Raw genomic sequence first — 23494 nt, 5'->3', positions numbered from 1 at the left:
TGTGAAGGCTGGCATTCAGGACTTCGATTGACATGAAGGATCTGCTGGCGCTTGTCGAACCGATGGTGCCGGCCTTGCGGCGCTACGCGCGTGCGCTGATGCATGATCCACACTTGGCCGACGACCTGGTGCAAGATTGCCTGGAGCGAGTCGTCAAGCGATGGGAGCAGCGGCGCCACCAGGACGATACGCGGCAATGGGTCTTCTCCATCGCGCACAACCTGGCGATGGACTGGCTGCGGCAGCAGAGGCGCCGCGGCCTCCATCTTGCAATTGAGGACGTCGAAGAGAAGGAGATGGTGACGCCCGCCGCTCAGGAGGCCCACATTCGGCACCGTGAACTGCTGGGCTTCCTGGACCGATTGCCGCATGAGCAGCGAAGCGTCATCCTGCTCGTGTCCGTGGAGGATTTTTCCTATGCGGAAGCGGCCAAGGCCCTGGACATACCGATCGGAACCGTGATGTCGCGATTGGCCCGCGGCCGGGAGAGGTTGCTGCGTGCCATGGAGGGTGAGCCGCGCCAGCAAAAACCTGAGCGAGGCTCGCAACCCGCGCTGCGGAGACTGAAGTAGATGAGCGCAGACAACCCGACACCGCAACCCATCCTCGAAGAGGATTTGCACGCCTACGTGGACCACTGCCTCGATGCGGCGCGCCGGCGTGAGGTGCAGCACTACCTGGACCACCATCCCGAGGCCGCGGCGCAGGTGGCGGGTTTCGCCGCCCAGCGGCAGGGCCTGCGCAGCGCGCTGGCGGGCATTGCGGACGAGCCTGTCCCGCCCAGGTTGAACTTGCAGCGCATGCTCGAAGAGCGCCGGACGCCCCGCCCCTGGCCTTGGAGCATGGCCGCCGCCGTGGTCTTGGCCTTGGGCGCGGGCGGCTTGGGGGGATGGTCTGTTCGCGGGGTGTGGCCCGACGGCCATGGTGGCATCGCCGCGCTGGCTCGCGAAGCCACGAGCAGCTATGCGGTGTACGCAGCCGATCCGCTGCGCCCTGTCGAAATGGGGCCTGAGCGCCAGACTGAGTTGGTCAGTTGGGTCTCGGCCAGATTGAAGCGTGCCGTCTCTGTACCGGATCTCTCCGGGTCAGGATTCCGCTACATCGGCGGCCGACTCGTTTCGACCGAACATGGTCCTGCCGGCATGTTCTTCTACGACGATGCAAACGGCACGCGCCTGGCCATGGTGGTGAGGCCCATGGCGATCGAGCACGATACGCCGATGCTGAAACAGCACACAGGCAATATTGCGGGCTTCACCTGGGCCGCGCATGGGCTGGGCTACAGCGTGGTCGGCACGGAGCGCGCCGATGCGCTGCACCCACTTGCCGACGAGGTCAGGCGTCAGACCAACGCGATGCTGTGATGGTCAACCAGACCATGGAAGACCGCAATTGATGCGGCTGCAATCCGAGCGAGCCCAGCGCAAGGCTCACATGCCTGCGTAGTTCGGCCCGCCGCCGCCTTCGGGCGTGACCCAGACGATGTTCTGCGTCGGGTCCTTGATGTCGCAGGTCTTGCAGTGCACGCAGTTCTGCGCGTTGATCTGCAGGCGCTGCGTGCCGGCTTCTTCGACGAATTCGTAGACACCCGCCGGGCAGTAACGACTCTCCGGGCCGGCGAACTTGGCCAGGTTGACCTGCACCGGTACCGCGTTGTCCTTGAGCGTCAGGTGGGCCGGCTGGTTCTCTTCGTGGTTGGTGTTGCTGATGAAGACCGACGAGAGGCGGTCGAAGGTCAGCTTGCCGTCGGGCTTGGGGTAGTCGATCTTGGTCGATTCGTTGGCCGGGCGCAGGTAGACGTGGTCGGGTGCTGTGCGGTGGATCGTCCACGGCGGGCTCTTAACGCCCAGTTTGGGCAGCAGCCACTGCTCGATGCCGGTCATCAGCGTGCCCACGGTGTTGCCCTTCTTGAACCACTGCTTGAAGTTCTTTGAGCGCATCAGCTCGGTCTTCAGCCAGCTCTGCTCGAAGGCGGCCGGGTAGGCGGTCAGCTCGTCTTGGGCACGCCCGGCGCCGAGTGCCTCAAACGCGGCTTCTGCTGCCAGCATGCCGGTCTTGATCGCCGCGTGGCTGCCCTTGATGCGGGCCGCGTTCAGCGTGCCGGCTTCGCAGCCGACGAGTGCGCCGCCCGGGAACACCAGCGTGGGCAGGCTGAGGATGCCGCCAGCTGTGATGGCACGTGCGCCATAGCCCAGGCGCTTGCCGCCTTCGATGTGCTTGCGGATCGCAGGGTGCGTCTTCCAGCGCTGCATTTCCTCGAACGGGCTCAGCCACGGGTTTTTGTAGTCCAGGCCGACCACGAAGCCCAGCGTGACCTTGTTGCCTTCGAGGTGGTAGAGGAAGCCGCCGCCGTAGGTCTCGTGGTCCATCGGCCAGCCGGCGGTGTGCACCACCAGGCCGGGCTTGGCCTGCGCTGCGGGCACTTCCCACAGTTCCTTGACGCCGATGGCGTAGCTCTGCGGATCCTTGCCGGCGTCCAGCTGGTACTTGGCGATCAGTTGCTTGCCGAGGTGGCCGCGCGCGCCCTCGGCGAAGATGGTGTACTTGCCGTGCAGTTCCATGCCGAGCTGGAAGCTGTCGTTGGGTTCGCCGTCCTTGCCCACGCCCAGGTTGCCGGTGGCCACGCCCTTGACCCGGTTCTGCTCGTCGTAGAGCACTTCGGCCGCTGCAAAACCAGGGAAGATTTCCACGCCCAAGGCCTCGGCCTGCTCGGCCAGCCACTTGGTCACCGCGCCCAGGCTGATGACGTAGTTGCCTTCGTTGTGGAAGCACTCCGGCACCAAGCCGTCGGGTGTCTTCCTGGCGCCAGCCTCGGAGAGGAACAGCACTTCGTCGGCCGTCACCGGCTGGTTCAGCGGCGCGCCACGTTCCTTCCAGTCGGAGAACAGCTCGGTGATCGCGATCGGGTCCATCACTGCGCCCGAGAGGATGTGCGCGCCAGGCTCCGAGCCCTTTTCCAGCACCACCACGTTGACCTCGCGGCCCTTTTCGGCGGCGAGTTGCTTCAGGCGGATCGCGGTCGACAGGCCAGCGGGGCCGCCGCCGACGACGACCACGTCGTACTCCATCGATTCACGGGGGCCGTACTGGGCCAGCAACTCGCTCGGGGTCATGGGTCTCTTTCTGCGTTTGAATGAATTTGTCTCCGCGTGCCATGGGCCGGCCGCAGGCGTGCTTGAGGTAATTCTAGCGGCTTGTGCTCAAAAAAAGCACGGTCGTGCTTTTGTGTCGCCGTGGTGACCTGGCCCCAGAAAAACCGCTGGATTGCGCCCGCGTAAATACCCCTGCGTCGCTGCCTGTCACGCCTGCGAGGCACGTGCTATGGTTTCATCCATGAGCTACAACATTGACCTCTCGGGCCGCGTGGCCCTGGTGACCGGCGCCTCCGGCGGCCTCGGCGCCCAGTTCGCCAAGACCCTGGCCAAGGCCGGCGCCGCCGTGGTGCTGGCCGGTCGCCGTGTCGAGCGGCTGAAGACCTTGCGCGCCGAGATCGAGAGCGGCGGCGGCGACGCCCACGTCGTCAAGCTGGACGTGACCGACCACGACAGCATCAAGTCCGCCGTGGCCCATGCCGAGACCGAAACCGGCACGCTGGACATCCTGATCAACAACTCCGGTGTCAGCACCACGCAGAAGTTGACCGACGTCACGCCGGAAGACTACGACTACGTGATGGACACCAACACCAAGGGCGCGTTTTTCGTCGCCCAGGAAGTTGCCAAGCGCATGATCGCCCGCTCGCGCGGCGCGGCGCCCGGCACCTTCATCGGTGGCCGCATCGTCAACATTGCCTCGATGGCCGGGCTGCGCGCGCTGGGCCAGATCGGCCTGTACGGCATGAGCAAGGCCGCGGTCATCCACATGACCCGCGCGCAGGCGCTGGAGTGGGGCCGCTACGGCATCAATGTCAATGCCATCTGCCCCGGCTACATCGACACCGAGATCAACCACCACCACTGGGAAACCGAAGGTGGCAAGAAGCTGATGGCGATGCTGCCGCGCAAGCGCGTCGGCCAGCCGCAGGACCTGGACGCCACGCTGATGATGCTGTGCGCCAGCCAGAGCCATTTCATCAACGGCGCGGTGATCCAGGCCGACGACGGTTTTGGCGTCTGAACTGCCGATGAGCGAAGAAGAAGGACAGGCGGCGCCCACCGCCGAAGTGTCGGCAGCGGTGCCGGTCATGACCACGCTGCAAGCCCGCGTGCTGGCGGTGCTGGTCGAGAAGCAGCACACGGTGCCGGACAGCTACCCGCTGTCGCTCAACGCGCTGCAGTCCGGCTGCAACCAGAAGACGGCGCGCGCACCGGTGATGGAAGTCAGCGAGCGCGACCTGCTCGAAGCGCTGGACGAGTTGAAGCGCAAGCACCTGATCTCGGAAGTCAGCGGCAGCCGCGTGGTGCGCTTCGACCACAACATGCCGCGTGGCCTGGGCGTGCCCAGCCAGTCGGCGGCGCTGCTGGCCACGCTGATGCTGCGCGGCCCGCAGACCGCTGCCGAGCTGCGCCTGAACAGCGAACGGCTGCATCGCTTTGCCGACGTCTCCTCGGTCGAAGCCTTCCTCGACGAACTGGCCACCAAGCAGCCGGCGCGGGTGCGTAAGCTGGCGCGTTCACCTGGCGAGCGCGAGGCACGCTGGGCGCATTTGCTGTGCGGCGAGCCGCTGGCGTCCTTGGCCGGCGCATCTGGCGCTGCCACCGGTGGCAGCGGCGGGCAAACAGGGCCGAGCTGGTCCGACTGGGAAGCGCTGCAGGCCGAGGTGGTGCGCCAGGGCAGCGAGCTGGCGGAGCTCAAGCGCGTGATGGCCGAGCTGCGCGAAGCGCTCGGGCACTGATCTCCGGCATCGAGGGGAGCGCATGCGATTCGAGTTGCCGGCCGAAAAGAAGCTGACCTATGAGATGCGCATCCCCATCCGCTGGGGTGACATGGACCTGATGGGCCACGTCAACAACGCGATGTATTTCCGCTACCTGGAAACCGTGCGCGTCGAGTGGCTGCATGCGGTTGGCGGCAAGCCGGACCCGAGCGGCCAGGGCCCTGTCATCGTCAACGCCTTCTGCAATTTCCTCAAGCAGTTGGAATACCCCGGCGAGGTGCTGGCGAGGCACTATGTGGCCAACCCTGGCCGCAGCAGCTTCGACACCTTCATCACGCTGGAACGCACCGACCGGCCTGGCGTGGTCTGCGCCGAGGGCGGTGCGACGACCGTCTGGGTCGACTTTCCCTCCGGCAAGTCCGCACCGCTGCCGGATTGGCTGAGGGCGCTGATCGCCTGAACGCTCTCAGCCGACCATCAGCAGCCACAGCGCCAGCCCGCCGGTCACCAGTGCCAGCAGCAGGCTGTAGGCCAGCGAGATGAGCAGCGCGCGTGGCAAGGTGGCCCACCAGGAACCGCCGTACACACGCTTCATCGACAGCGCGCCATAGACGGGGATGGCCAGCAGTGGCAGGACCATGACCGCATTGGGCAGCACCTGGATGCACAGCAGCGCGATGAACCAGAAGCTGTGCACATGCAGGCTGAAGACGAAGTGCTCGCCGTAAGAGCGCTTGCGGCCAAGGTAGGCCAGCTTCATCAGCGCGGCGAAAAATGGCAGCATCAGGAACACCGCGTAAGGCGCCTTGGCCGCGAACTGGTGGCTCATCCCTTCCGGGTGCGCCGCGCTGGCCTTGTGCGTCATGCGGGCCACGAAGTGATCGATGGCGCTGCAGGCCTCGGATTCCTTGAGGCAGCGCTGTTCGCGCTGCAGGTCTTCGTCGTCGATGGTGGCCAGGACCGAGCCGTCGTCCTGGTCGACTTCGGGATCCGATGCGTCTGCCGAGGCCGACGACGCGGACGAAGCAGCGCTGTTGGCTGCAGCCGGCGCCGAAGCTGCGGTCGCGGGCAGGTGCGAGCCCACGATGATGTGCCGGCCATCGCCGCCGGTCAGCTTCATCACCAGGAAGAAGACGAAGCTCGCAGTCAGGTACAGCCGCAGCGGCAGCACAAAGTGCCTGCGGCGGCCGTGAAAGTATTCGCGAGTCAGCTGGCCTGGCTTGGTCAGCAGCATGCGCAGCGTGCGCCACAGCGCGCCTTCCAGCGCCACGTAGTGGGTGACGAACTCGTGCACGAACTCGGTGAAGCTGGGCGGATGCAGCACCGTTTCCTGGCCGCACCGCGGGCAGTAGTCGGCATCGGGCAGCGGCGTCAGGTCCTGCTGGCAGTTGCGGCAGTGCGGTGAGCGTGCGTGGCCATGGGGCGCGTCAGCGGGCGAGAAAGGCAGCGAGGTAGACGTGGTCACGGCAACAGGTGGGCGCAGGGGAGGATTCACACGGCAAGCAAGCGGTGCACCAGCTCTGGCGTGCTGCTGGCGTTCATCTTGCGCATCAACCGGGCCCGGTACACGTCCACGGTGCGCGGGCTGATGGCGAGCTTCTTGCCGATCTGCTTGCTGGTGTCGCCCTCGATCAGCAGGGCGGCAATCTCGCGCTCACGGCCGGTGAAATCGACCTTCAGCACGCGTCGGGCCGACAGGTCCTCGAAGGTCCAGATGCCGGCGGCATGCGGATCGGATGAGTCCAGCGCGCGGCCGGACACGTGGCACCAGAACAGCTCGCCGCTCATGCGCTTCATCACCCGGTCGTCGGCGTAGCGCCCGTCTTCGCCCAGGCTGGCAATGATGCGGTCGCCGGTGCGCTGGTACTCGGCGGTGCTGGGGTACATCACTTCGAAAGACTGGCCGATCAGTTGCGCCTGGTCGGCGTTGAACATGGCCAGCGCATGCTGGTTGCAGTCCACCACCAGCCGGTAGCGCGAGAGCACCATCCCAATCGGGGCCAGGTCGAAGGCAATGCGGTAGTCCAGGTCAATCATTGCAGGCAGGCAAGGCGGCGCTGCGGTTCAAAGCAGCGCATAGGTGGTGGTGGCATGGGCCGCGAGTGTCCCAGATGCGAGCCTGCATTCGATCTCGCCGAACACCAGTTGCCGGCCGAGCTTCAATACACGGGCCAGTACCTGGACCTCGCCAGCATCGCCCGGCACCGGGCGCAGGAAACTGGTCTGCAGTTGCACGGTGGTCATGGGCTGGAAGCTGCCCAGCTGGGCCGAGATGGCCAGCACCATCGCGCTGTCGGCCGCGGCCATCAGCGTCTGGCCGCAAAGCACGCCGCCGGCATGCACATGTGGCGGGGTGACGGGCAGGGCGAGCGTCAGCTCGCTGCCCTCCAGCGCGCGCACCTGCAGGTCCAGCGCCTGCACCCAGGGGGCGAAGATCTCGCTGCACAGGCGCTGCAGCTGGTCCGTGTCCAGCGGTTTCGCGGGCGGTGGCGAGGGTTGGCGGGGAGCGTCTGAGGTCATGGCCTTAGTCAAATCTACCTAGTGGACTACGTAATATGTTACGTAGTAACCTGCTTGCACATCCGAACAAGCCCGGAGGCAAACCCATGAACAAGATCTACCCGAGCGCAGCGGCTGCGCTGGAAGGTGTCGTCCAGGACGACCAACTGCTCGCCGTCGGGGGCTTTGGCCTCTGCGGCATTCCCGAGGCGCTGATCGACGCGCTGCAGGCCAGCGGTAAGCAGAACCTCACCGTCATCTCGAACAACGCGGGTGTCGATGGCTTCGGCCTTGGCAAGCTGCTCAGCACGCGGCAGATCAAGAAGATGATCTCCAGCTACGTGGGCGAGAACAAGGAGTTCGAGCGCCAGTACCTGGCCGGCGAGTTGCAGCTCGAATTCACGCCGCAGGGCACGCTGGCCGAGAAGCTGCGCGCCGGCGGCGCAGGCATTCCGGCGTTTTTCACCAAGACCGGCGTGGGCACCATCGTCGCCGATGGCAAGGAGCTGCGCGAGTTCGACGGCCACACCTACGTGATGGAGCGTTCGCTGACGCCGGACGTCTCGCTGGTCAAGGCCTACGTGGCCGACAAGAGCGGCAACCTACAGTTCCGCCGCACCGCGCGCAACTTCAACCCCAACGTGGCCATGGCCGGCAAGATCACCATCGTCGAGGTCGAGAAGATCGTCGAGACCGGCGAGATCGACCCGGACCAGGTTCACCTGCCCGGCATCTTCGTGCACCGCATCGTGCTGAACGCGACGCCGGAAAAGCGCATCGAGCAACGCACAACACGGAAAACCGCGTGACCACGCGGTTTGCGCAAGTCTTCAGGAGATAAGCATGGCATGGACCCGCGATGAAATGGCCGCCCGCGCTGCACAGGAACTGCAGGACGGCTTCTACGTGAACCTGGGCATCGGCCTGCCCACCCTGGTGGCCAACCACGTGCCTGGCGGCATGGAGGTCTGGCTGCAGAGCGAAAACGGCCTGCTGGGCATCGGCCCGTTCCCGACCGAGGACGAGGTCGACGCCGACATGATCAACGCCGGCAAGCAGACGGTGACCACGCTGCCCGGCTCGTCCATCTTCTCCAGCGCCGACAGCTTCGGCATGATCCGCGGCGGCAAGATCAACCTGGCCATCCTCGGTGCGATGCAGGTCAGCGAAAAGGGCGACCTGGCGAACTGGATGATCCCCGGCAAGATGGTCAAGGGCATGGGCGGCGCGATGGACCTGGTGGCAGGCGTCGGCCGCGTCATCGTGCTGATGGAGCACGTGGCGACCAAGAAGGACGGCAGCACGGACATGAAGCTGCTGCCCGCCTGCACGCTGCCATTGACCGGCCTGGGTGTGGTCAACCGCATCATCACCGACCTGGCCGTGATGGACGTGACCCCCGAAGGCCTGAAGCTGATCGAGACCGCGCCGGGCGTGAGCCGCGAAGAGGTGCAGGGCAAGACCGGCGTGCCGCTGCACTGAGCACGGCGCAGCGACTTCACGACAAAGGGCCTTCGGGCCTTTTTTCAATGCGTTGCGGTTCAGTACGGCGGCGCCTTGCGCGTGCGCTGTTCGCGGGCCGCTTCGGTCCACCAGGCCAGGTCGTCGGCAAAGCGCGGGAAGGCTTTTTGCAACGACTCGCCGGCGCCGCCTGTGGGATTGCCGTCGGCGTCCAGCGTCTGCGAGATCGGGCCGACCGCCAGTGCGCTGGAAATGACCACCATGCCCATCTCCGACAGGATGCTGTGCCAGATGCTGCCCGAGCGCACGCCGGAGAAGCGGCCGGCCGAATAGCTGGCTACTGCGGCGGGGCGCCAGAACCATTCCTCCAGGAAATGGTCGGTCAGGTTCTTCAGCCCGGGCTGTGGCCCCCAGTTGTATTCGCCGGTCACGAAGACAAAGGCGTCCGCCGTGCGGATCTTCTCCGCCAGCGCTTCCATCGCCGCGGGGGCCTCTCCCTTGGGGTACTCCTTGTACATGCGGTCCAGCATCGGCAGGTTCACCGCCTTGGCGTCCACCAGCTCGGCCGCCGCGCCGCGCGCGTTCAGGCCCTTGACGAGGTAGTCTGCAAGGCGAATGCCCATGCGGTCGGAGCGGTAGGAGCCATAAAACACCAGCACTTTGTCGGCCATGTTGTTCCTCGGGGCAGTTGATGATGCCCATCATCTTCGGGTTTGCGGTCTGTTCGCCAATCCCCCAGACGAGCCCCTGGGCATCGGCCGCATGCACGAGGCGTGGCAGGTTTCGGCCGAAACCCCTGAGGGTTTGGGCCTCTTCGGTGCAGCCTTCGCCGGATGGCGGGCTGCGCGAGCAGAATCGCCAGCATGTCTGCTTCGCGATTGCCTTTGTTCAAGCCGTCTGTCGGTGGGCTGCTGCTCAGCCTGCTGGTCAGCGTGGCCGCAGCCAAAGCGCCGGTTCCGGTGCTGCCGGCATTGGCCGCTTCCGAAGCCGCACCGCTGGTCATGCCCGAAGCCGCCACCGGCTTCACGGCGAAGCCCGGCTGGTACTACCCGCATGCGACGGTGGCTGCAGCCAACCCGCTGGCGGCGGATGCGGGTGCGCGCATGCTGCGGGAAGGCGGCAGCGCGGCGGACGCGGCCGTCGCGGTTCAGATGGTGCTGGGCCTGGTCGAGCCGCAGTCCAGCGGCCTGGGCGGCGGCGGCTTCCTGCTGTACTGGGATGGCAAGCAGGTGCAGGCTTGGGACGGGCGCGAGACTGCGCCGGCCGCGGCCGATGAGAAGCTCTTCCTCAAACCCGATGGCCAATCCATGAACATGGGCGAGGCCGTGCCGGGCGGCCGTGCAGTCGGTGTGCCGGGCGTGCTGCGCATGCTGGAAGCCGTGCACCGCGAGCACGGCAAGCTGCCCTGGGCGCGCCTGTTCCAGCCCGCCATCGAGCTGGCCGAAGCCGGCTTCGAGCTGACGCCGCGGCCGGTGGCCTTGCTGGCCGAGGCCGAGGCGGCCAAGCGCGACCCGGCCGCGCGTGCCTTCTACTACCAGTCTGGCCCGCCGGGCGCGGACCCGCAGCCCTGGCCGGTTGGCCACCGGCTGCGCAACCCGGCGCTGGCCGAGATCCTGCGCCGCATCGCCAAGGAGGGCAGCGCGGCCTTCTACCAGGGGCCGGTGGCCGCCGACCTGGTGCGCCGTGTGCGCAGCCACCCGAGCAACCCGGGCCGCATCACCGAGGCCGATCTTGCGGCTTACCAGCCCGTCAAGCGCGAAGCCCTTTGCACTGATTGGCGTGCGGTCTGGCGCGTCTGCGGCGTGCCGCCGCCGTCGTCGGGCCACATCGCGATGATGCAGATCCTCGGCCTGCTCGACGAATTGCCGCCTTTGACCGGCAGTGCATTGGGCGCAGACGGCTTGCCGCAGCCGGCCTTCCTGCACCGCTACACCGAAGCCTCGCGCCTGGCCTTTGCCGACCGCGCCCAGTTCCTCGGCGACCCGGCTTTTGTCGCTGCGCCCTCTGGCGGCTGGCAAAGCCTGCTGGCGCCGGCCTACCTGCGCCAGCGTGCGCTGCTGATCGGTGAACGCGCGGCCACCTCGCCCGTTGCCGCCGGCCGCCCCGGCGATGAACGCGGTGCCTACGCCCCGCAGCCCGAGCAGCCCGAATACGGCACCAGCCACATCAGCATCGTCGATGCGCAGGGCAACGCCGTCTCGTTCACGACCACGGTCGAAGCCAGCTTCGGCACTGGCCTGCTGGCCGATGGCGGCACCGGCCTGCCTGGTGGCTACATCCTGAACAACCAGCTGACCGACTTCTCGTTGCGGCCCACCGACGCGCAAGGCCGGCCGGTGGCGAACCGCGTGCAGCCCGGCAAGCGCCCGCGCTCCAGCATGAGCCCCACGCTGGTGTTTGACCGGCGCGATGGCCGCTTGCAGCTCAGCACCGGCGCGGCCGGAGGCGCGGTCATCATCCACTACACCGCCAAGATGCTGCTGGGCATGCTGGCCTGGGGCCTGGACCCGCAACAAGCCGCCAACCTGCCGAACTTCGGCAACTTCAACAGCACCAGCACGCTGCTCGAGGCTGGCCGCTTCCCGTCCGCCACGGTGCAAGCCCTGACCCAGCGCGGCCAGCAGATCCAGCAGGTCGAGCTGACCAGCGGCATCCAGGCCCTGCAGCGCCGCAGGGACGGCTGGCTGGGCGGCGCGGACCCGCGGCGCGAGGGCGAGGTGCGGGGGGATTGATGGCGGGAGTGTGACAAAGTCACGCGGCGCATCCCTTGATCGAAGGAGGCCGGAAAAGACCGTGCCTGAGACAATCGGTCAACTTTTTTGCGGCGCCTCCCCGCGTCTCCAGCCCATGCGTTCGATCCCGTTCATGCTCTCCGCCGCAGTGCTTGCCGCCGGCGCCCTGTTTCTGCCGGCCGCCCAGGCGACCGTCGTGGCCGTGCCAGGCGACCAGACCAACCTGAGCAGCAAAGCGGACAAGATGATCTCGTTCCGGCACCAGAAGCATTCCTGGGTAACGGCCGATCAGCAGTTCCAGTTGCTCTACAACACCGGTTCTACCGCCGGTGATGCGCTGCAACTCAGCACCAGTCCTGACGGGGTCACCTGGACCAAGAAGCTCACCCTGGCGAACACCGACGAGAACAGTTCAGCGGATGGCTCGCTGAATGGCGCACTGCTGTCGGTCGTCTATTCGACGGCCAACAAAGGCATCAATTTCGCGCCGCTGAAGTACGACCCGTCCACCCAAAGCTGGAAGATCAAGGGTCCGGGCCAGGTGGTGCGCGACGGCAAGGACAAGCTCAAGGGCAAGCCTGCCTACGTGCCTTCGCTGGTGGAAGATCAGAGCGGCAACTTCTGGGTGGTGTTCCTGGAGCAGACGGTCAAGAGCGGACAGTCGAGCGGCCCGGCCGTGCTTCGGTTGTATTACCGGGCCAAGGATGCCAGCACCTGGAGCGACACCGGACTCGCCTTCCACGAGGCGGCAAACCGGCCGTACAACGAGCCCAAGCTCAGCGCACGGCTGGTGCGCACGCTGGACAGCATCGGCATGGTCATCGCCGATGGTGCCGACATCTGGTGGGCCCAGCGGCCGGCAGATGCCGCCTGGAACGGCAACTGGCAAGCTTCTCAGGTGCTGATCCAAGGCACGCCGGACAGCGAGGCTGACGTGGACCCGTACGCCAGCCACTTCAGCACCACGACCGATGACCAGGGCAACATCCACCTGGTCTATGCCGACGCCAAGAAGCCGTACTACCGCCGCTTCAACGCGCTGGTTTCGGAAGGTGGGCCGGCCTGGAGCCTGAACAGCATTGCCTTTTCCGATACGCCGCTTGACACCGGCTATCCCGAAGTGAGCTACCTGGGCGGCAGCAGCATTGCAGTGGTCTTTAACGCGCATGTCGAAGGCAAGGTCTCCAACTTGCGCGTTTACCAGTCTGCGAGCCGCGGCAGCAGCCTGCAAAGCTTCAAGTGCACGCACCTGCTCACGCACGAGCCTGCACCTGACGGCAACCAGACGCAGTACCAGCACATGCGCAATGAAATGCCGGCAGTTGCGCCAGCCGCTGGCGTGCCGGTGCTGTTGCAATACCAGGTGCCAAAGAACGGTGCCTGGAACTACAAGGCATTGAACTACAGCTTCCCCGCCAGCACCACGCCAGGCTGTACGGCGCAATAAGGCAGGCTCGATCCGTCAAAAAAAACACCCGGCCCTGGCCGGGTGTTTTGCTTTCAGCCGCTCAGAACTGTGCCCAGTCGCCATCCGCGGTGCGCGGCGCCGCGGCGACGGCTTCGGCCTTCGCAGCGCGCGGTGCCGCAGTTGCAGCCTTTGGCACGCGGGGGCGAATGGCAGCAGTCTTGGCCGGGCGCGGCGCAGGCGCGGCGGCTTTCACGGCCGGTGCTTCGGACGAACGGAACACCGACACCGCCTCCAGCAGCTGGCTGGCCTGCAGCTTCAGGCTCTCGGTGGCGGCTGCCGTCTGTTCGACCAAGGCTGCGTTCTGCTGCGTGGCCTGGTCCATCTGCGTGACGGCTTCGCCGACCTGGACCACGCCTGCGCTCTGCTCGCGGCTGGCCGAGCTGATCTCGCCGACGATGTCGGTCACCCGCCGGATGGACGTCACGACCTGCGACATGGTGCTGCCGGCGCGATCGACCAGTACCGTGCCGTGGGACACGCGCTCCACGCTGTCGTTGATCAGCTTCTTGATCTGGCGCGCGGCCTCGGCGCTTCGCTGGGCCAGGCTGCGAACCTCGCCCGCCACCACCGCAAAGCCGCGGCCCTGTTCGCCGGCTCTTGCGGCCTCAACCGCGGCATTCAGCGCCAGGATGTTGGTCTGGAAGGCAATGCCGTCGATGACGCCGATGATGTCGGCGATCTTGGCACTGCTGGTGTGGATGCCCTTCATGGTCTCCACCACCTCGGCCACCACCTGGCCGCCATCGCTGGCCACCGAGGAGGCGCTTTGCGCCAGCTGGTTGGCCGTCTGCGCGCTGTCAGCGTTCTGTTGCACGGTGGCGGACAACTGCTCCATCGAGGCCGCCGTCTCTTCCAGCGCCGAGGCCTGGGATTCGGTGCGGCTGGACAGCTCCTGCGTGCCATCGGCGATCTCGCTGGAGGCCTGCGCAACGGCCTGGGCCGACTGCTGGACCTGCTGGATCATGCGTGCCATCTGGTCGCGCATCACCGAGAGGTGGAACAGCAGGCTGTGCGCGTCGTTGGCGGGCAGCGTGAAGTGCGAGCGCAGGTCGCTTCGGCGTTTGCATGCCTTTGTGGGCATCAACGACAACGGGGCCTGCATGGCCCCAAAGGAATGATTGGGCGTCAGAACGCAGCCGGCCGCCACTTCAGCAGGCGCTTCTCGGCGCGGCTGAGCAGGAAGTCTGCCGCCAGCGCGACGACGGCCAGCACGATCATCGCGGCGAACACGCCGCTGGCGTTGAAGGCGCCCTGGGCGGTGGAGATCAGCAGGCCAATGCCTTCCTTGGCGCCGAGGAATTCGCCGACCACCGCACCGACCAGCGCAAAGCCGAAGCTCACGTGCAGGCTGGCGAGGATCCACGACATCGCCGAAGGGATGACCACCGCGGTCGTCAGCTGGCGCGGCGAGGCGCCAAGGATCTGCGCGTTGGCGATCATGTACTTGTCGGCCTCGCGCACGCCCTGGAAGGCATTGCCGAAGACGACGAAGAACACCATCACGACCGCCAGTGCCACCTTGGAGGCCATGCCCAGGCCCAGCGCGATCACGAAGACCGAGCCCAGCACCACGCGGGGGATGGAGTTGGCGATCTGGATGTACAGGCTGAAGACGTCCGACAGCAGCTTGTTGCGGCCCAGCAGGATGCCGCAGATCACGCCGGCCACCGAGCCGATCAAAAAGCCCAGCACGGTCTCTTCCAGCGTCACCGCCACCTGGCGCCACAGCGAGCCTTGCGAGGTGCCCTCGGTGCTCCATTCGACCAGCTGGTTCCAGATCAGCGAAGGCTGCGAGTAGAAGAACGGGTCGATCCACTTCAGGCGCGCGGCGAGTTCCCAGCCGCCCAGCGTGACGACCAGCACCGCCAGGCGCAGGCCGATGATCATCAGGCGGCGCCGCTTGATGGCGGCATGGGCGACTTCGGATTCCTTGGCGAGCGCGGCTTCACTGAGCGCGGCGGGCAGGGCGGCAGCGCCGGGCTTGGTGGCGGCGACGGGAGAGGCGAGTGCGGTCATGGCGATGTCTCTTTCTTGCCGTTCAGTGGATGTCGACTTCTTCGCGCAGGTCGGCCCAGATGCGCTTGGAGAGCTCGATGAAGCGCGGGTCGTAGCGCACCTCGCTCATCACGCGCGGCCGCGGCAGGTCGATCTCGTAGACACGCTTCAGGGTTGCCGGCCGGGCCGACAGCACGAACACGCGGTCCGCCAGCGCCACGGCTTCTTCCAGGTCGTGCGTCACGAAGACCACCGAGCCGCCGGTGCTGGACCAGAGCTTCAGCAGTTCGTCCTGCATCAGCGTGCGGGTCTGCATGTCCAGGGCAGAGAAGGGCTCGTCCATCAGCAGGATTTCGGGCTTGTTGATGAAGGTCTGAGCCAGCGCCACGCGCTTGCGCATGCCGCCCGAGAGCTGGTGCGGGTAGTGCTTGTCGAAGCCGGCCAGGCCCACTTTCTGGATCCAGTGCTGGGCCAGTTCCAGCGCTTCCTTCTTCGCCATGCCGCGGAACAGCGGCCCGGCGGCCACGTTCATCAGCACGCTGCGCCACGGGAACACCGCGTCCGCCTGGAACACGAAGCCGATGCGCGGGTCGATGCCGTCCACCGGCTGGCCCATCACGTGCACCTTGCCCACGGTTGGCTTCAGCAGCCCGGTCACCATGTTCAGCGTGGTCGACTTGCCGCAGCCGGTCGGCCCGACGATGGCGATGAATTCGCCGCGGGCGACCGACATCGAGAAATTGCGCAGCGCGACGGTGGCGTCACCGTCCGCGGAAATGAATCGCAGTGACACGTTGTCGAAATCGATCGCGGGCGCGCCGGGCGCAGCGTTCAGGGGCAGCACAGTGCTCATGACAACTTCCTTCTTACTTCGCCGCCAGGAAGGCGTTGGTGTAGGTCTTGGACAGGTCGATGTTCTTGCCCTTGATGGCCGGCTTGGTCGCGGCCAGCACCTTCAGCACCGTCTCCGGGCCGCCGGCGGGCATCTTGCCGTCGCTGGTGAACATCGGCAGCGAGGCCTTCAGCGCGGACACGTACAGCGGCTTGTCGTTGCCGTAGTAGTCCTTGGGCATCTTCTCGGCAATGTCTTCGGCCGAGTGGGTGCTGATGTACTGCATGGTCTTGGCGAAGGCGCGGGCCATCTTGGCGGCCAGGTCCTTGTGTTCGGCTGCCCAGCTGTTTTGCACGTACAGGCTGGCCGCGGGGTACAGGCCGCCCAGCGCGGTGCGCGTGCCTTCTTCGGTGCGCAGGTCCACCATCACCTGCGCGTCGCCCGTCTTCAGCAACTGGGCGATGGTTGGCTCGGTCGTCATGCCGCCTTCGATGCGGTCCTGCTTGATGGCCGCGATGAAGGTGTTGCCTGCGCCCACCGGCAACAGCGAGTAGTCCTTGCTGGGCACGCCCTTGCTCTCGGCCAGGTAGCGGGTCAGGAAGTCGGTGGACGAGCCCAGGCCGGTCACACCCAGCGTCTTGCCCTTGGCGTCGGCCATGCTCTTGAAGGTTGGCGCGGCCTTGGTCGAGACCATTTGCGCTTCGCCCGGCACCTTGCACAGCACGGCAATCGCCTGGATCTCCTTGCCCTTGCTCTGAAGGTCGATGGTGTGGTCGTAGAACCCGACCACGCCTTGCACCGCGCCGGCGATCAGCTGGTTCTCGGCGTCCACGCCGGCGGGCTGCGACTGCAGGTCCACCACCAGGCCTTCGTCCTTGAAGTAGCCCAGCACCTCGGTGAGCTTGGCCGGCAGGTAGATGATCTTGTTGATGCCGCCGACCATGATGGTCACGGTGTTGGCATCGGCCGCCTGGGCCGGCACGGTGGCGGCGAGGGCGGTGAACAGGCTGGCGGCGAGCAGGGTGCGGCGGGGAAGGTGCATGCGAGTCTCCTTGGTTTGATGGGTTCACTGTAGGCAGCCGCGTCCTTCGGCCAGCTTTCGGCGAGGGCCGGCTTTCGTGATGGTTTTCCCTAGCGGCCGCACGCCCTGCGTCCGCTTCGTAGAATTCGCCGCTTCCTGCTCTCCTCCCAATGAAACTCCTGCTGGTTGAAGACAACGCCGAACTGGCGCACTGGCTCGCCAGCCTGCTGCGCGAGCAGGCCTTTGTCGTGGACCACGTGGACAGTGGCGATGCGGCCGACCTGCAACTGCAGCAACAGCACTACGACGTGGTGCTGCTGGACCTGAACATCCCCGGCCTGCCCGGCAAGGGTGTGCTGCGGCGGCTGCGCGAGCGGCGTGATGCTGTGCCGGTCATCGTGCTCACCGCGACCGCCTCGCTGGACCAGAAGGTGCTGTGCCTGGAGATCGGCGCGGACGACTACATGGTCAAGCCCATCGAGGGCCGCGAGCTGGTGGCGCGCATCAAGGCGCTGGTGCGGCGGCAGATGCCGGGCAAGGCCAACGAGATTGCCTGCGGCGACCTGCTGTACGACCTGCGCACGCGCCAGTTCACGCTGGCCGGCGCCGAGCTGGCGCTGCCGCCGCGCGAGCGCACGCTGCTCGAAACCCTGATGCTCAAGGCCGGCAGCACGGTGGACAAGCAGGCCTTGCTGGACAGCATCTACGGCCTGGACGACGAGCCCAGCCTGGACGCGTTGGAGCTGTACGTGCATCGGCTGCGCAAGAAGCTGGAAACCAGCCAGGCCACCATCATCACGCTGCGCGGACTGGGCTATTTGCTGCGCACGCGAGATGAAGGCTGAACGACTGCTGACCAGCCTTCGCGCAAGGCTCGCGCTGTGGCTGCTGCTGCCACTGTCCTTCTTCGTGGCGCTGTGCGGCTGGCTGAACTGGCGCAATGCTGCGGCGCTGGCCGACTACGTGCAGGACCACGACCTGCTGGCCTCGGCCAAGGTGCTGGCCGAGCGGCTGATTTGGGAGGGCGATGCGATCCAGGCCACGGTGCCGCCGTCCGCGCTCAGCCTGTTCCGCTCCGAGGCGCGGGACCGTGTGTTCCTGAGCGTGACCGATTCCGATGGCCGCCTGCTCGCCGGTTCGCCCAACTTCCCGCTGCCGCCGCAGTTGCAGCTGCAAGGCGTGGACCAGGCGCAGTGGTACGACACGCAGTTCGACGGCCTGCCGCTGCGCGCCGTCATCACCCGGCGCGACATGTACGAGGTCGGCGGCGGCCATCCCGTCACGCTCACCGTGAGCAAGACGACAGGCAGCCGCGACCGCATGCTGCGCGCGCTGTTCTGGCCATCCATGGAGTTCCTGCTGCTGGCGCTGGCGCTGGCCATCGTGCTGGCCACGCTCGCGCTCACCTGGGAACTGCGCCCGGTGCTGCGCCTGCGCGAACAACTCGCCCAGCGCGACCCGCTGCGGCTGGACTTCGAGGTCGACACCCACGGCCTGCACAGCGAGCTGCGCCCGGTGGCCGACACGCTGAACCGCTTCGTCGCGCAACTGCGCGCCCACAGCGAGGCCCAGCGCCGCTTCATTGCCGACGCCGCGCACCAGCTGCGCACGCCGCTGGCGCTGCAGGCCTCGCAGATCGAGTTCGCCCGCTACACCCGCGAGCACCGCAAGAACTGGGACACCCGGCGCGAGGACATGGACACGCTGTGGCGCGAGATGCAGGCCAGCAACCGCCGGCTGATCGCCGTCACCAACAAGCTGCTGCTGCTGGCCCAGGCCGAGCATGCCGACGTGCGCACCCGGCTCGTGCCGCTGGACCTGGGCCAGGCCGCGCAGCACTGCGTGGAGCAACTGGCCGCGCTGGCCGACCGCCGCGCCATCGACCTCGGGCTGGACCTGCCCGCAAGCGGCGACGCGGTGCAGGTCATGGCCGAGCCTGCGCTGCTGGACGCGCTGATCAGCAACCTGCTGGACAACGCACTACGCTACACCCAGGAGTGCGGCCGCGTGACCGTGGGCCTGCGCACGTTGCCCCAAGGCGGCGCCGAGCTGACGGTCGAAGACAACGGCCCCGGCATTGCACCGGAAGCCTTGCCCCGCGTCTTCGAGCGATTCTTCCGCGCCGCGGGCGACACCGAAGGCTCGGGCCTGGGCCTGGCCATCGTGCGCGAGATCACCGATGCGTTCGGGGCAACCGTCGAGCTGCAGCCCGCCACACCACGGGGCTTGCGGGCGGTGGTGCGCTGGACGGCCTGAGCCGGCTCAGGGCCGAAGCACGATGCGCGAGGCGCTGTCCTCGTCCGCCCAGACGCGACCCACCTCTGCCAGCGGCACCACGCGGGTCGCAATCTCGAAGCCTGCTGCCGGTGCCGCCGCCAGCACGCCCTGAATGGCCTTGAACAGCCGCGGCATCGGCACGCTGCCAATGCCGCTGCCCATCAGTTGCAGCGCGGTGGATCGCAGCGCGGCGCCTGGCAGCGTGATGTCCGCGCCGCTGATCGCGCCAATCTGCACGAAGCGCACCGGCAAGCCATCCGGGCTGGCCTTTGCGGCGGCAACGATCAGCGTCTCGGCACTCGGGCCCCACAGGTAGTCCAGCACGATGTCCACGCCTTGTGCGAACTCGTGCTCGAAGGCCTGCGCCATCGTCTCGCGGTCCTGCGTCAGCGCAATCGTCACGTCCGCACCCAGCCGCCGCAGGTCGTCGAAAGCGCGGGTGTTGCGTGCGGTCGCGATGACCTTCTTCGCTCCCAGGTGCTTGGCCACCTGGATCGCCAGCCGGCCGGAAGCGCCGGTGGCGCCATTGATCCACACCGTTTCGCCGGCGCGCATTTGCGCGCGTTCGACCAGCGCCGCCCAGGACGACATCGCAGGAATGACCATCGCGGCGGCGGCTTCGTCGGCCAGGCCCTCTGGTAATGGCAGCAGCCGCTTGGCATCGACCAGGCAGTGCTCGGCCATTGCGCCGTACGGATGTTCCGGCATCAGGAAATAGACGCGCTGGCCGTCTTCGGTGACGCCCGTGCCGTCCACGCCCGGGATGAGGGGCAGGGCGCCGCTGGCGCTGTAGTGCTTGCCCGAGGCGCGGCCACGGGTCACATGGCTGATGGCCGAAGCCGTGACCCGGATGAGCTGTTTGCCGGGGCTGGCCGCCGGTGTCTCAAAGTCGCCAAAGACCGGGGCCTGGCCCGCTTGCGTCACGATCGCTGCTTTCATATACAACTCCGTTCAGTGCGCGGCGGGCAACATGCCTCTCGCGCTGCTTAGATTTCTGAATGAGTGTATTTTGCACCTATTTGACCGGACCGCTCCTACCCAAAGCCCATGAAACGAGAAATGCTGCAGCTTCGCGAGGCCTTGATGGACCTCACCGGCGTGTTGAACCGGCCTCAGCCGGATGCCGCCTTGATCGAGATGGCCGGCATCGACCTGGACCGCGCGCTGTTCCCGCTGCTGGTGCGCATTGAGCGGCGTGGGCCGCTGGGCATCAAGGAACTGGCCGAGCTGTGCGGGCGGGACTACACCACCGTCAGCCGGCAGGTCACGAAGCTGGAGAGCCTGGGCCTGGCGGCCCGGCAGGTGCACGAGCAGGACGCTCGCATCAAGCAGGCAGTCATCACCGAGAAGGGCCGGGTGATGACCACGGCGCTGGACGGCGCGAGGGAGAAGATCATCACCTCGCTGCTCGCCGATTGGGACAAGCAGGAGCTTGCCGATTTGTCCCGCCTGATGCGCAGGCTGGCGGACGACGCGCTGCGCTTTGTGCAGGCGGAGAAGGCGCGGCAGGCCTGAGCGCGCCCAGGCCTGCCGCAGGGCTCAAACGCCCAGCAGTTCGACTTCGAACACCAGCGTGGCGTTCGGCGGGATCACGCCGCCTGCGCCGCGCTTGCCGTAGCCCAGGTGAGGCGGGATGACCAGCACGCGCTTGCCGCCGACCAGCATGCCTTGCACGCCTTCGTCCCAGCCGCGGATCACCATGCCGGCACCCAGGTCGAACTCGAAGGGTTCGTTACGGTCCTTGCTGGAGTCGAACTTGCGGCCGCGGTTGTCGGCGGCGGCGGCGTCGAACAGCCAGCCGGTGTAGTGGACGGTCACGCTGTTGCCTTCGACGGCCTCGGCGCCTTCGCCGATCACCAGGTCGGTCTTCTGCAGCGAAGCGCGTTCCGGCGTGGGCAGCAGCTCCACTTCGAAGACCAGTGTCGCGTTCGGCGGGATCACGCCACCGGCGCCGCGCGGGCCGTAGCCGAGTTCCGGCGGAATCGTCAGGATACGGGTGCCGCCAACCAGCATGCCTTGCACGCCCTCGTCCCAGCCGCGGATCACCATGCCGGCGCCCAGGTCGAACTCGAAGGGCTCGCCACGGTCCTTGCTGGAGTCGAACTTGCGGCCACGGTTGTCGGGTGCTGCCGGGTCGAACAGCCAGCCGGTGTAATGCACCGTCACGCTCTGGCCGGCCTTGGCCGCTTCGCCGCTGCCGGTGGCCAGGTCTTCGTACTGCAGGCCGCTGGGGGTGGTCGTCATGGGGGTTCTCTTTCGTCCCAAAGGGTCGTGAATCAGGGGCAGCATGATGCCACTGACCGATGACATCGCCAGTCCCGGGGGTGCGGAGCCGCTTCAGGGGGCTTGCATTGCGCGCCACGCCGATACCGCTTGCACCAGCCAATCGGCCTGTGGCGCGTCTGCCGGCAGCGCGGGCAGGCCCAGCGCATCGGCTGCAGCGCGCAGCGACTGCCGCGCGTCCGCGGGTTGATCCAGCCGCAAGGGCTGCGCACCGTTCTGCTTGGACAGCTTCTGCCCGTCCTCTGCCAGCACCAGCGGCGTGTGCAGGTAGCGGGGCGTGGGCAGCCCAAGCGCACGCTGCAGATGGATCTGGCGCGGTGTGTTGTCGGCCAGGTCCTCGCCGCGCACCACGTCGCTGACCTGCTGGGCCGCGTCGTCCACCACCACGGCGAGCTGGTAGGCCCAAAGGCCGTCGGCGCGCTTGAGCACGAAGTCGCCCACCTCCGCGCAAAGGTCCTGTGCCTGCGCGCCAAGGCGGCGGTCTTGCCACCTGAGCAGCCCTGCGGGTTCGCAGCGCAGGCGCCAGGCGCGCGCAGGCTTGCCATGAAGGCCGTTGCGGCAGGTGCCGGGGTAGACCCGTTCGCCATGGCGCGGCGGCAACGCGCCTTGCGCGGCCAGCGCGTTCAGGATGTCCTGCCGGCTGCAGCCGCAGGGGTAGGCCAGGCCGGCGGTCACCAGTTGCTGCAGCGCCGCCGCATAAGCCTCGCCACGGCGCGACTGCCACCACACCTCGCCATCCGGCAACAGCCCGCAGGCGATCAACTGGCCGAGGATGGCTTCGCCGGCACCCGCAACGCAACGCGGCGTGTCCACATCCTCGATACGCACGCGCCACTGGCCGCCATGCGCACGCGCGTCCAGCCAACTGGCCAGCGCCGCGACCAGCGAGCCTGCGTGCAGCAGGCCGGTGGGGGACGGTGCGAAACGTCCGATGTAGCCGGGCATGTTCAATCGACGTCCGACACAAGGCCGCTTTGCGGATTCAACAAGGCATGCCGGGTCGCCGGGCTCTCCAGCTGCTGCAGCCACCACTGCAGTGCCAGCCCCTGCGGCGCCTTGCGCGGCTGGGTGACCGACGCCGCGCGCCAGGCGTAAGCCATGGTCGCCACGCGCTGCTGGCGCTGCACCTGCTTGACGACCAGCCGGCCCAGGCGGATGTGGTCGCGCACCAGCGGCTCGGGTACGAAGCCGCAGCCCAGGCAGCGCAGCTGGGCCTCGATCTTGGTGTGCATGGTGGGCACGGTCAGCACGTCCTGGCCGGGCAGCAGGTTGACCGTCATGGGCGACAGGCGTTGGGCCGAGTCGGCCACGGCGACCGCGCGGTGGCGCAGCAACTCGGCGTCGTCAATGGGGCCGTCGAAAGTGGCCAGCGGGTGATGCGGCGCGACCGCGAAGACAAACGCCATGTCGCCCAGCGGCCGCAGTTCGATGCCCGAGGCCAGCACGCTGTCGCCCGGCACGCCAATCGCCAGGTCCGCCTGGCCCGACACCAGCGCCTCCCAGGTGCCAGCCAGCACCTCGGTGCGCAGCCGCAGCCGCGTGCCAGGGCCGTCCTGGCCGCCGTTGGGTCGCATTGCGTAGAAGGCTTCGCACAGCTCCAGGATGGTCAGCCGGGACAGCACGCCGTCGACCGCGATCGTCAACTGGGTTTCCCAGCCGGTGGATACGCGGCGCACCCGGTTGGCCACCGCATCCATCTGCGCAAGCAGTCGCCGGCCTTCCTGCAGCAGTTCCTCGCCAGCGGCGGTGAGCTGGGCCTGGCGCGAGCGGCGGTCGAACAGCAACACGTCCAGTGCGTCTTCCAGCTGGCGCACGCTGTAAGTCAGCGCCGAAGGCACCTTGCCCAGCTCGCGCGCCGCAGCGGCAAAGCTGCCGGTGCGGGCGATGGTGTCCATCATCGACAAGGCATCGGGCGTGAGGGCTTGGCGGCGGTCTGTCATGGCGGCGGCGTTTTGGGGAGGCGTAAAGACTGAATGCAAAAGCGCTTGGGCATTCATCTTATTTGAAAGCTCGCTTCAAGCCACCGCCGCCGCACAAGAGGGCCCCAGACCTACATTGGATTCACCGCGACGCAAGGCCTTTCGCCTCCACCGCCGCTTCACACGGAGAT

24 protein-coding genes and 2 pseudogenes are annotated in these 23494 nt (G+C 67.1%); 12 read left to right on the top strand and 14 right to left on the bottom strand.

The window, feature by feature from the left end; translation table 11 throughout:
- Nucleotides 1-26: 26 nt before the first annotated feature.
- Together AC3WR5_RS00645 and AC3WR5_RS00640 are read left to right on the top strand one after the other, a co-directional pair.
- Nucleotides 27-572, top strand: coding sequence for an RNA polymerase sigma factor (locus AC3WR5_RS00645; RefSeq protein ID WP_492482569.1), 546 nt, complete (start codon nucleotides 27-29; stop codon nucleotides 570-572).
- Entirely contained in the window at nucleotides 573-1364 is a 792-nt protein-coding gene (locus tag AC3WR5_RS00640) for an anti-sigma factor family protein (RefSeq protein ID WP_141286655.1), read from the top strand.
- Nucleotides 1365-1430: 66 nt separating this feature from the next.
- Here the strand turns inward: AC3WR5_RS00640 and AC3WR5_RS00635 are convergent, their stop codons facing one another.
- On the bottom strand, nucleotides 1431-3113 hold the full coding sequence (locus AC3WR5_RS00635; protein ID WP_492481074.1) for an electron transfer flavoprotein-ubiquinone oxidoreductase: 1683 nt from the start codon (nucleotides 3111-3113) through the stop codon (nucleotides 1431-1433).
- A gap of 220 nt (nucleotides 3114-3333) precedes the next feature.
- On the opposite strand from AC3WR5_RS00635, the gene AC3WR5_RS00630 reads away from it, so the two are divergent.
- The 3 genes from AC3WR5_RS00630 to AC3WR5_RS00620 are packed head-to-tail and all read left to right on the top strand — an operon-like array spanning nucleotide 3334 to nucleotide 5276.
- Nucleotides 3334-4116, top strand: a complete 783-nt coding sequence (locus tag AC3WR5_RS00630; protein WP_141286651.1) for an SDR family oxidoreductase — start codon at nucleotides 3334-3336, stop codon at nucleotides 4114-4116.
- A gap of 7 nt (nucleotides 4117-4123) precedes the next feature.
- Nucleotides 4124-4834 carry a YceH family protein gene (locus AC3WR5_RS00625; protein ID WP_492481072.1) on the top strand — a complete coding sequence of 237 codons (711 nt, stop codon included), beginning with the start codon at nucleotides 4124-4126 and terminating at the stop codon, nucleotides 4832-4834.
- Nucleotides 4835-4856: 22 nt separating this feature from the next.
- A complete protein-coding gene (locus AC3WR5_RS00620) occupies nucleotides 4857-5276 on the top strand; it encodes an acyl-CoA thioesterase (RefSeq protein ID WP_492481070.1) in 420 nt (139 codons plus the stop codon).
- Between the two features lie 6 nt (nucleotides 5277-5282).
- On the opposite strand, the gene AC3WR5_RS00615 is transcribed toward AC3WR5_RS00620, so the two are convergent.
- From AC3WR5_RS00615 to AC3WR5_RS00605, 3 genes are read right to left on the bottom strand one after another with little or no spacing between them, the layout of a single operon-like run.
- On the bottom strand, nucleotides 5283-6281 hold the full coding sequence (locus tag AC3WR5_RS00615) for a DUF3667 domain-containing protein (RefSeq protein ID WP_492481068.1): 999 nt from the start codon (nucleotides 6279-6281) through the stop codon (nucleotides 5283-5285).
- A 26-nt stretch (nucleotides 6282-6307) separates the two neighbouring features.
- The gene (locus AC3WR5_RS00610) at nucleotides 6308-6853 is read right to left on the bottom strand and encodes a helix-turn-helix transcriptional regulator (protein ID WP_492481066.1); all 546 of its coding nucleotides are present in this window, start codon (nucleotides 6851-6853) and stop codon (nucleotides 6308-6310) included.
- 27 nt (nucleotides 6854-6880) lie between these two features.
- Nucleotides 6881-7336: a PaaI family thioesterase gene (locus AC3WR5_RS00605; RefSeq protein WP_492481064.1), complete on the bottom strand. Its 456-nt coding sequence runs from the start codon at nucleotides 7334-7336 to the stop codon at nucleotides 6881-6883.
- An 86-nt stretch (nucleotides 7337-7422) separates the two neighbouring features.
- On the opposite strand from AC3WR5_RS00605, the gene AC3WR5_RS00600 reads away from it, so the two are divergent.
- Nucleotides 7423-8124, top strand: coding sequence for a CoA transferase subunit A (locus AC3WR5_RS00600; RefSeq protein WP_492481062.1), 702 nt, complete (start codon nucleotides 7423-7425; stop codon nucleotides 8122-8124).
- Nucleotides 8125-8158: 34 nt separating this feature from the next.
- The gene (locus AC3WR5_RS00595; RefSeq protein WP_492481060.1) at nucleotides 8159-8797 is read left to right on the top strand and encodes a CoA transferase subunit B; all 639 of its coding nucleotides are present in this window, start codon (nucleotides 8159-8161) and stop codon (nucleotides 8795-8797) included.
- Between the two features lie 59 nt (nucleotides 8798-8856).
- Here the strand turns inward: AC3WR5_RS00595 and AC3WR5_RS00590 are convergent, their stop codons facing one another.
- Nucleotides 8857-9447 (bottom strand): NADPH-dependent FMN reductase, encoded by a 591-nt coding sequence (locus AC3WR5_RS00590; RefSeq protein ID WP_141286637.1) that lies wholly within the window; start codon nucleotides 9445-9447, stop codon nucleotides 8857-8859.
- A gap of 192 nt (nucleotides 9448-9639) precedes the next feature.
- Between AC3WR5_RS00590 and AC3WR5_RS00585 the strand changes: the two genes are divergently transcribed.
- On the top strand, nucleotides 9640-11508 hold the full coding sequence (locus AC3WR5_RS00585; protein ID WP_492481057.1) for a gamma-glutamyltransferase family protein: 1869 nt from the start codon (nucleotides 9640-9642) through the stop codon (nucleotides 11506-11508).
- Nucleotides 11509-11641: 133 nt separating this feature from the next.
- The gene (locus tag AC3WR5_RS00580) at nucleotides 11642-12955 is read left to right on the top strand and encodes a hypothetical protein (RefSeq protein ID WP_492481055.1); all 1314 of its coding nucleotides are present in this window, start codon (nucleotides 11642-11644) and stop codon (nucleotides 12953-12955) included.
- Nucleotides 12956-13016: 61 nt separating this feature from the next.
- Here AC3WR5_RS00580 and AC3WR5_RS00575 read toward each other — a convergent pair.
- The 4 genes and pseudogenes from AC3WR5_RS00575 to AC3WR5_RS00560 form a co-directional block, all read right to left on the bottom strand.
- Nucleotides 13017-13997, bottom strand: a pseudogene (locus AC3WR5_RS00575) (methyl-accepting chemotaxis protein); the annotation flags it as partial.
- A gap of 104 nt (nucleotides 13998-14101) precedes the next feature.
- Nucleotides 14102-14992, bottom strand: a complete 891-nt coding sequence (locus AC3WR5_RS00570) for an ABC transporter permease (RefSeq protein ID WP_492481053.1) — start codon at nucleotides 14990-14992, stop codon at nucleotides 14102-14104.
- 22 nt (nucleotides 14993-15014) lie between these two features.
- Nucleotides 15015-15824 carry an ABC transporter ATP-binding protein gene (locus AC3WR5_RS00565; RefSeq protein ID WP_492481051.1) on the bottom strand — a complete coding sequence of 270 codons (810 nt, stop codon included), beginning with the start codon at nucleotides 15822-15824 and terminating at the stop codon, nucleotides 15015-15017.
- 13 nt (nucleotides 15825-15837) lie between these two features.
- Nucleotides 15838-16845, bottom strand: coding sequence for an ABC transporter substrate-binding protein (locus AC3WR5_RS00560; RefSeq protein ID WP_492481049.1), 1008 nt, complete (start codon nucleotides 16843-16845; stop codon nucleotides 15838-15840).
- Nucleotides 16846-16994: 149 nt separating this feature from the next.
- Here AC3WR5_RS00560 and AC3WR5_RS00555 point away from each other — a divergent pair, with 149 nt between their 5' ends.
- On the top strand, nucleotides 16995-17669 hold the full coding sequence (locus AC3WR5_RS00555; RefSeq protein ID WP_492481047.1) for a response regulator: 675 nt from the start codon (nucleotides 16995-16997) through the stop codon (nucleotides 17667-17669).
- Nucleotides 17659-19080 carry a sensor histidine kinase gene (locus AC3WR5_RS00550; RefSeq protein ID WP_492481045.1) on the top strand — a complete coding sequence of 474 codons (1422 nt, stop codon included), beginning with the start codon at nucleotides 17659-17661 and terminating at the stop codon, nucleotides 19078-19080. The genes AC3WR5_RS00555 and AC3WR5_RS00550 overlap by 11 nt, the downstream gene beginning before the upstream one ends.
- A 6-nt stretch (nucleotides 19081-19086) precedes the next feature.
- On the opposite strand, the gene AC3WR5_RS00545 is transcribed toward AC3WR5_RS00550, so the two are convergent.
- A complete protein-coding gene (locus tag AC3WR5_RS00545) occupies nucleotides 19087-20040 on the bottom strand; it encodes a quinone oxidoreductase family protein (RefSeq protein ID WP_492481043.1) in 954 nt (317 codons plus the stop codon).
- A 108-nt stretch (nucleotides 20041-20148) separates the two neighbouring features.
- Between AC3WR5_RS00545 and AC3WR5_RS00540 the strand changes: the two genes are divergently transcribed.
- On the top strand, nucleotides 20149-20616 hold the full coding sequence (locus AC3WR5_RS00540) for a MarR family winged helix-turn-helix transcriptional regulator (protein WP_231011214.1): 468 nt from the start codon (nucleotides 20149-20151) through the stop codon (nucleotides 20614-20616).
- A gap of 24 nt (nucleotides 20617-20640) precedes the next feature.
- Here AC3WR5_RS00540 and AC3WR5_RS00535 read toward each other — a convergent pair whose 3' ends face one another.
- The 4 genes and pseudogenes from AC3WR5_RS00535 to AC3WR5_RS00520 all read right to left on the bottom strand — a co-directional run bounded on the left by AC3WR5_RS00535 (nucleotide 20641) and on the right by AC3WR5_RS00520 (nucleotide 23324).
- Nucleotides 20641-21003, bottom strand: a complete 363-nt coding sequence (locus tag AC3WR5_RS00535; RefSeq protein WP_492482567.1) for an FKBP-type peptidyl-prolyl cis-trans isomerase — start codon at nucleotides 21001-21003, stop codon at nucleotides 20641-20643.
- Nucleotides 20998-21345, bottom strand: a pseudogene (locus tag AC3WR5_RS00530) (FKBP-type peptidyl-prolyl cis-trans isomerase); the annotation flags it as partial. The pseudogene AC3WR5_RS00530 and the gene AC3WR5_RS00535, both read right to left, overlap by 6 nt.
- Nucleotides 21346-21438: 93 nt before the next feature.
- Complete coding sequence (gluQRS, locus tag AC3WR5_RS00525; protein ID WP_492481041.1) at nucleotides 21439-22329, bottom strand: tRNA glutamyl-Q(34) synthetase GluQRS; 891 nt, start codon at nucleotides 22327-22329, stop codon at nucleotides 21439-21441.
- Between the two features lie 2 nt (nucleotides 22330-22331).
- On the bottom strand, nucleotides 22332-23324 hold the full coding sequence (locus AC3WR5_RS00520) for a LysR family transcriptional regulator (protein WP_141284061.1): 993 nt from the start codon (nucleotides 23322-23324) through the stop codon (nucleotides 22332-22334).
- Nucleotides 23325-23494 lie beyond the last annotated feature (170 nt).

The sequence above is a fragment of the Ideonella sp. FW305-24 genome (assembly GCF_058788035.1).
This window is presented reverse-complemented; position numbering and strand designations above follow the sequence as displayed.